The following is a 7483-nucleotide window of genomic DNA, read 5'->3' on the forward strand; positions in this document are numbered from 1 at the left end:
TCGAGTTCTCCAACCGCCAAGGCGATCAATTACACTCTGAAGCGTTGGCCAGCCTTAAGCCGCTATCTGGATGATGGCAATCTACCGATTTGCAATAACTGGGTGGAAAACCAGATGCGCCCCTGGGCGTTGGGACGTAAGAACTGGTTATTTGCAGGTTCGCTGCGCAGCGGTCAGCGAGCAGCCAATATTATGACATTAATCCAGTCAGCAAAGCTGAATGGGCTGGATCCCTATGCCTATTTAAGTGATGTGCTGAAAAGGTTGCCGACACATAAAGTGACTCAGATTGAAGAATTGCTACCACACCGCTGGAAACCTGAACCGAATTAAAAAATAGGCATGGGGTTCAGCGGACGCTTACTTGGTTTCACCATTTCTAAACTATCTATGCGATAGGAAACTTTGTATATCACTGTTTTCAAATGGTTTATTATTTCTAAACTATCTATGCGATAGGAAGCACCTTTCGCTTCTTGCATTCACTCAAGCTTTCTTTCTAAACTATCTATGCGATAGGAAGCCCATGACCGGACGTTTCATGCCCTGTTTGATCTTTCTAAACTATCTATGCGATAGAAAGCAACCCAATGATCGTGACTTGATTGCTTATCATTTTCTAAACTATCTATGCGATAGAAAGCACCAAATTTGAAAACACCAATGTAAATTGCACTTTTCTAAACTATCTATGCGATAGGAAGCTCAATGTACTTGACCAGTTTGTTTTTACGAACTTTCTAAACTATCTATGCGATAGGAAGCACGATCCCAAGCAAGGTTGACAGCTGCTGTTGTTTCTAAACTATCTATGCGATAGGAAGCTCAAAAATATTTAAATAGATCAAATATTTAAGTTTCTAAACTATCTATGCGATAGGAAGCTATAAACTCTTATTAATAAATCATTTAATAACAATAAGTTATTTTAATAATTTAATATTATGCTTTAAAAACAAGTTAAATCATAAGCTTATGATTTTATTATATTATTAAAGGGTAAGAAAAATATTGATTTAAAAAGAGCAATAAGTCAACTTGATTTAAAATTGAATCCACTCGCTTTAGGCATTAAAAAGCAAGACAAAACAAGGTATCATAAGCCGTTTTGCATCATCATCTTTTGGAGACCCCTGAGTGGAGCAACCGACTATTCACCCTGAACAATTACAGGAAGCAGCAGAAAACCTAACAACGATTCGTGATTTCATTCGTTTCGGTGTGACTGCACTACGTCAATATGATGCTCATTTAGGTCAGGGAACCGAAGACTATTTCGCAGAAAGTTCAGCACTGGTGTTACAAACACTTTCGTTAGAGTGGGCGGCAGATGCAGAGATTTTGGATGCAAAACTATTACCCAGTGAAAAAGCTGAATTTTTAAGTTTGCTTGAACGCCGTGTCAATGAACGAATTCCAACATCATATTTGCTCAATCTGGCTTACTTTGCAAATAAACCGTTTTATGTGGATGAACGAGTATTGATTCCGCGTTCACCGATTGCTGAGTTAATTGAACAACGTTTTGCTCCTTACTGCCTTGATGAACATGGCAATATGCTTGAAGCAATTAATCATTTACCTGAAAATTCAAATCCTAAAACACCACAACGTATCTTAGATATGTGTACGGGTTCAGGTTGTATTGCGATTGCTTTGGCTTATGCATTTCCAGAGTCGGAAGTGGATGCAACCGATATTTCTAAAGATGCGCTTGAAGTCGCTGCGATTAATACAGAGCATCATGATAAACAATATCAGGTGGCTTTAATGGAATCTGATTTATTTTCAAAAATTCCTGCCGAAAATCAATACGATTTAATTGTGAGTAATCCACCTTATGTGGATGCAGAAGATATGGCAGATTTACCTGAAGAATTTCTGCATGAACCAGAACTTGCATTGGCAGCAGGTCAAGATGGTCTGGATCTGGTACGTAAAATGCTGGCTCAGGCCGCAGATTATCTGACCGAAGATGGATTAATTGTGATTGAAGTCGGTAACTCTGAATGGGCAATGCGTCAAAATTTCCATACAGTTGATTTCTACTGGCTAACTTTCAAAAAAGGTGGTTCAGGTATTTTTGCTTTAACCGCAGAGCAATGCCGCCGTTATCAGCGTTTATTTCAAGAATCTTTAGAAGCATAAGGAGTTGTAAATATGGCAGGGAACAGTATTGGACAACTCTTTCGTGTAACGACTTGTGGTGAGTCACATGGCGTGGGTTTAATGGCCATTGTTGATGGTGTACCACCGGGCTTGGAACTTTGTGCAGAAGACTTGCAAAAAGATTTAGATCGTCGTAAACCAGGAACATCGAAGTTTGCGACCCAGCGTAAAGAACCTGATGAAGTTGAAATTATTTCTGGGGTTTTTGAGGGTAAAACCACAGGTACTTCAATCGGTTTGCTCATTCGCAATACAGACCAGAAATCGAAAGATTATGGCAATATTGCTCAAACCTTTCGCCCGGGACATGCGGATTATACCTATACGCAAAAGTATGGTTTCCGTGATTATCGTGGTGGCGGACGTTCCAGTGCGCGCGAAACAGCAATGCGTGTTGCAGCGGGTGCAATTGCAAAAAAATATTTGTCTGAAAAATTTGGTATCGTGATTCGTGGTCATGTCACCCAAATTGGTAATGAAATTGCAGAAAAACTGGACTGGACTGAAGTTCCAAATAATCCATTTTTCTGTGGTGATGTTGCTGCCGTACCGCGTTTTGAAGCCTTAGTGACTTCTTTACGTGAACAAGGTACAAGCTGTGGCGCAAAACTGGAAATTTTAGCCGAAAAAGTTCCAGTGGGTTGGGGTGAGCCTGTATTTGACCGTTTAGATGCTGATATTGCACATGCCATGATGAGCATCAACGCTGTAAAAGGTGTAGAAATTGGTGATGGTTTTGCTGTAGCAGGTCAGTTTGGCCATGAAAGTCGGGATGAGTTAACCACAGACGGTTTCCTTGCTAATCATGCAGGTGGTATTTTAGGCGGTATTTCGAGTGGACAAACCATTCGTGTCGCTATTGCGCTTAAACCAACCGCAAGTATTACCACTTCAGGTAAAACCATTAATCTGGATCGTGAAAATACCGACGTATTAACCAAAGGTCGTCATGATCCTTGCGTGGGTGTTCGGGCAACACCCATTGCGGAAGCGATGCTTGCGATTGTTTTGATGGATCACTTCATGAGAAACCGTGCGCAAAATGCGGATGTCGTTGTTCCATTTGCACCAATCGAATCTTAAGTTAGTCTTATATAAAAAACTCACCAGCATCTTTCGGTGAGTTTTTTATAGCAAAAACAGATTTAAGAAGAATATACACCGACAAAATTTTGGTAAGCAGATGAGGCTCGACCATCAATATACATTGGTCGTTTGATGGCACCGTGGTCTGTGCTAATTTGAACATCAATGCGTTTTGCATTTTTAAAGTCATTTAAAAAACTGCTCGGCACTACAATATGGTTCGATGAGCGTTTCGGTTCTAAACGGCTGATATATTCAAGTTCAGTGGGTTGTGTTGGGGTATAACTTAGGTGTTTACCATCCACGATAAAGGTTATTTTCTTGATATCATAATAGAGATAGCTACTATTTAAACGCACATCAATACGAAGTTGATTTTTATTCTCCGAATTCCATGAGGCCGCCATAATCGGACACTGTTCGTTCGGTTTACATAGTAATAATCCTGCTGTAGCTAATCGATCAGTGTTACTTTTATTTTCAGGAACAGTGGCACAACCGTGTAATAAAATGAAAGCTGTCATTAGTCCAACTATTTTTTTCATTTCAGATTTCCCCTTAAATATGTTGTATTCATTTTCTTAATCTTCATCTATGCCCAGAAAATGAAAGGGTGGTGCCGTTTTGAATTGTGCTGTTGCATCACCTGCATAGATATTCTTTTGATTTTTACCTAAATCTAACTTACGTGTCACCCCATCTTTGAAATTAATTTTGTTAAGATCGACCCAGAAACTATTGGGTGAAAGCGCAGATTCAAAAAAGTAAAGTTTACGCTTATGATCAACAACCGTACGCCAGCGGGTTGAAGAGATATTGGGTTCTTCTTGAGTATTAAGCCCATAAGGGACAGAGACATTCCGAATAACACTGAAAACGGAGGCAAGTGCTTCTTTAGGATCATCATTTTTAGGAATCGCATTGATATAAAAAGAGGCTCTGGCAAAACGATCTGATGCGCGATTGGTGCCTGGAAGAAAAATCGTTCCCCCAATTTGTTTCCAATATTCATTGAGTGCAAGTTGCTCATCAAAAGTAGGAGAGTTGGTCATTACTTGATAACTTGAATCATGATGAATGACTTGTTTACCGTTAATATATTCAACTATTGCATTGTCTCCTGTTTTATCAGAAATAGATAAGTGTAAGGTCGTTAAACGTTTCTCACCCGGCACGGCATCAGTAACGATAATAAACGGCTCTTTTTGTAGAGCTTTGACTGCCTCATCGACAGTTGCAAAATTATCTAGGACATATTGCGCCCACGCAGCAATTGTCAGTTTGGGTTTATCTGATTTGGTTCGATCTGGATATTGAGATTCAACAAGCCAAAGCAAGTTGGCATTTAAGCCTGCTTCATTGACACCATCTGTAGTTGAGATATCGTAACCTGTTGCAACTACACTGCCATATTTAGAGGTCCAATGAATCGAATTTTTCCCCACATTACCACTGCGTTTTACACCACTAGGCAAAATCCATAAGTTGGTGCCGACATCCTGTTTCCAGTCCATAGAGCGGGCAGTAATAATGGTTTGGTTATTCCCTTGATACACCACCCGCGTACAACTTTCTGCTGTAAGGGATACCCAAAATAAACTACCGCCGATTAAACTACTTATGAGTGCTTTTTTAATCATTGTCATGTCCTCTTGTGAAGTATTTTTAATGCTTTTTTATGAGTTATCTCATTGGTTAATTTAGCGTAATTTATTTTGAATAGATAATTTTTTAACAAATTTCAGCATAAATGCTTTATAGCAGTTCGTTTATTTAATATTTTATAAGTAAAAATTAATTTATTTTTTAGATGAATTATATATTTTAATATTATTTTAACTTTATCTAGACTGGTCTGTATGTTTTTAATATAATAAGTTCAATCTACTCAGTTCTTAAATATCAGAATTTGCTCATAATAATTTTTTTCTAGTATCAATTTTATTTGATGTGATATCAGATGTTTAATAAATACAAACATTTAGCCAATTTTGTTAAGATCAATAGAGTACTCGATTTACCATTTGTGCGTTTTATGGCCTGCTTCTTCCCCAAGTGGCAGGTTTTTTTTATGCTCAAAATCTATGTCAAAAAGCAGCACTCATTCATATTTTTGTAAAAATTGAATGTTAAATTAATTTGAAAATCAAAGGGCATTGCGCAATGAAAAAAACCAATGAGACTAACTTAGATTATTTAAATAATATTATTGATGATTTTAAAGATACTAAAGAAAAGCCCAGTAAAATCTTAATAGGTTATAAAATATATGCTGAACTAATGAATGATGCTAAGTTCAAAAGCGAAATACTAGAATCTGCTTTAGATCCGAATAAACGTAAGTATCGAAAATTAAAAATAAAAATTACTCAAGATGAATATCAACTTAAAATTGAATCAAGCTAATGATTGTCTAAATAATCTTTTGAAAAATAAGTCATTTTGAAGGACTTATCATTTGAATTTGTTCCAAATGTTGTTCGATATTATGTGTTTTCAAAATCTTTTCATTATTTAGAAATCTTTTTAAAGATTGCCAGTGATTCTATTGGCAATCGGATTATTGACCTTTGTATTTGATAATAATTTTAAAGAAACAAAAATGTTTTGATGAGAGTGCTAAGTTTGATCATTGAACTCAGGCTCGTTCAATTCTTCCAATTTGGTCTTTACAAGATACTCAAAAAATACGTGTATAAGGCCATATCCCCAAAAACATAGATCAATCTTCCAATATACACAACGTATGGTTGAGTCTCTATGGAAACTAAGATTACAGTCCTACCGACTTTTTCGATTGACTTAGCAGTAGATCGGGTGAATAGTATTGAATAAAAGCTTGGCATTAGACTTCTTTCATGATTGTTTAACCCTCTTTATTTTTCTCCCATTAGGACAAATAAAAGTAACCTACGAAAGAAGTCTATTCAAATTGATGATTTTTTAAGAATTGTTTTGTTTATTAATTGTTTATATATCTGGTCAAGCTTTGTAAAGCAGTAAACAATAAGCTGAAAAGGTTTAAATAGTATGGATAAAATGAGAACAACAGTAAAATATGTCGTACTCAAAGGTGATGATTATCAACTCGGAACTGCTTTACATGAAGAGCATCTGGATGCGGGGAGTACATATTTTGACAATATACCTTCTGTAGTGACTTTTAATGGGCGTGATTTTCGGGTCAAGTATAAAGAGTTGATACGCAAACAAACCTATGATGAAAATGATGAATCTCAACACATTTTAGTGAAAATGATTGCAATGAACTAACTAAATTTAACAGTTTAAAATTCAAAATTGTTGATAATTAAAATGCTTAAAATATAATGTGGAGTGAAATAATGACTAAAAAGATCTTATTTATTTTATGTGGCGGCACTCTTGTTTTATCTGCTTGTAGCACGACCAAGACACCTACGCCACAAAAAATTGGAATGCCTAATCCAGCTAGTCAGTACTGTATTGATCAAGGTGGTAAGTTGGAGATGAAAAAAAATGCAAATGGTGATACTTATGCCAATTGTATTTTACCAGATGGTCGTGTGATTGAAGAATGGCAATTATTTAGACAAGATCATCCTCAAAAATAAGACACAAAAAAAGCTCAGAAAACATAAGGGTCTGTTGACATTTGATGTATAAAAAATAGCGAGTAAGTAAAATTCAATCGCCAAACCAAATTTACTACTCGCTATGCCTCGTACAATGCTGAATGATCAACACTGGTCAAAGTTAGAAACTATTCTGCGTAATTTTGATATTTATCTCAAACGAAATCTTCGAAATTTTATTGAAGCTATTCTTTATCGAATTAGAACAGGTTGCCCATGGCGAGATTTACCACCGGATTTTGGTAATCCAAATTCAATATTTAAAAAATATAGTCGTTGGTCTAAACATAATAAGCTGCTGAAAATATTTAAATTAATCAGTAAACATACAGATAAAGAGTGGATTTTTATTGATGGTTCTCATATTAGGGCGCATCAACACTCTGCTGGGTTAAAAGATCAAGCTATATCAAAAAGCATTGGTGGGAATAGTTCAAAAATACACTTGGCCGTTGATTCTTATGGTAATCCAATTGAAATTATGATCACGAATGGAACAACACATGATGTTAAGGTTGCACCTGAGCTAGTTGAAAAATTAGATTTGGAAAAAACTGAGGTCTTATGTGCAGATAAGGGTTATGATTCTGAACCATTACGAGAGCAAATCAGAG

General features: G+C 36.4%; 9 protein-coding genes and 1 CRISPR repeat array. Of the genes, 7 read left to right on the plus strand and 2 right to left on the minus strand.

Going from position 1 to position 7483, the window contains the following annotated elements:
• From J500_RS16280 to aroC, 3 genes are all read left to right on the plus strand, one after another.
• Positions 1-333, plus strand: a 333-nt coding sequence (locus J500_RS16280) for an IS66 family transposase (RefSeq protein ID WP_147519092.1), incomplete at its 5' end; no start/stop codon positions are given.
• Positions 334-376: 43 nt separating this feature from the next.
• Positions 377-885: a CRISPR direct-repeat array (repeat unit 28 nt; unit sequence TTTCTAAACTATCTATGCGATAGGAAGC).
• Between the two features lie 252 nt (positions 886-1137).
• Positions 1138-2148, plus strand: coding sequence for a 50S ribosomal protein L3 N(5)-glutamine methyltransferase (gene prmB, locus J500_RS16285; protein WP_004998249.1), 1011 nt, complete (start codon positions 1138-1140; stop codon positions 2146-2148).
• Between the two features lie 12 nt (positions 2149-2160).
• Entirely contained in the window at positions 2161-3252 is a 1092-nt protein-coding gene (gene aroC / locus J500_RS16290; protein ID WP_004998247.1) for a chorismate synthase, read from the plus strand.
• A 62-nt stretch (positions 3253-3314) separates the two neighbouring features.
• Here the strand turns inward: aroC and J500_RS16295 are convergent, their stop codons facing one another.
• Entirely contained in the window at positions 3315-3800 is a 486-nt protein-coding gene (locus J500_RS16295; protein WP_004998245.1) for a hypothetical protein, read from the minus strand.
• Positions 3801-3836: 36 nt separating this feature from the next.
• On the minus strand, positions 3837-4895 hold the full coding sequence (locus J500_RS16300; RefSeq protein WP_004998242.1) for a linear amide C-N hydrolase: 1059 nt from the start codon (positions 4893-4895) through the stop codon (positions 3837-3839).
• Positions 4896-5418: 523 nt separating this feature from the next.
• On the opposite strand from J500_RS16300, the gene J500_RS16305 reads away from it, so the two are divergent.
• The 4 genes from J500_RS16305 to J500_RS16320 all read left to right on the plus strand — a co-directional run.
• Positions 5419-5661, plus strand: coding sequence for a hypothetical protein (locus tag J500_RS16305; protein ID WP_004998239.1), 243 nt, complete (start codon positions 5419-5421; stop codon positions 5659-5661).
• 633 nt (positions 5662-6294) lie between these two features.
• Entirely contained in the window at positions 6295-6528 is a 234-nt protein-coding gene (locus J500_RS16310) for a hypothetical protein (RefSeq protein ID WP_026039876.1), read from the plus strand.
• 71 nt (positions 6529-6599) lie between these two features.
• Positions 6600-6848, plus strand: a complete 249-nt coding sequence (locus tag J500_RS16315) for a DUF333 domain-containing protein (RefSeq protein WP_004998237.1) — start codon at positions 6600-6602, stop codon at positions 6846-6848.
• Positions 6849-6951: 103 nt separating this feature from the next.
• A partial coding sequence (locus tag J500_RS16320) for an IS5 family transposase (RefSeq protein WP_034699940.1) occupies positions 6952-7483 on the plus strand: 532 nt, incomplete at its 3' end.

The sequence above is a fragment of the Acinetobacter sp. 479375 genome, from assembly GCF_000581715.1.
Classification (GTDB): domain Bacteria; phylum Pseudomonadota; class Gammaproteobacteria; order Pseudomonadales; family Moraxellaceae; genus Acinetobacter; species Acinetobacter ursingii.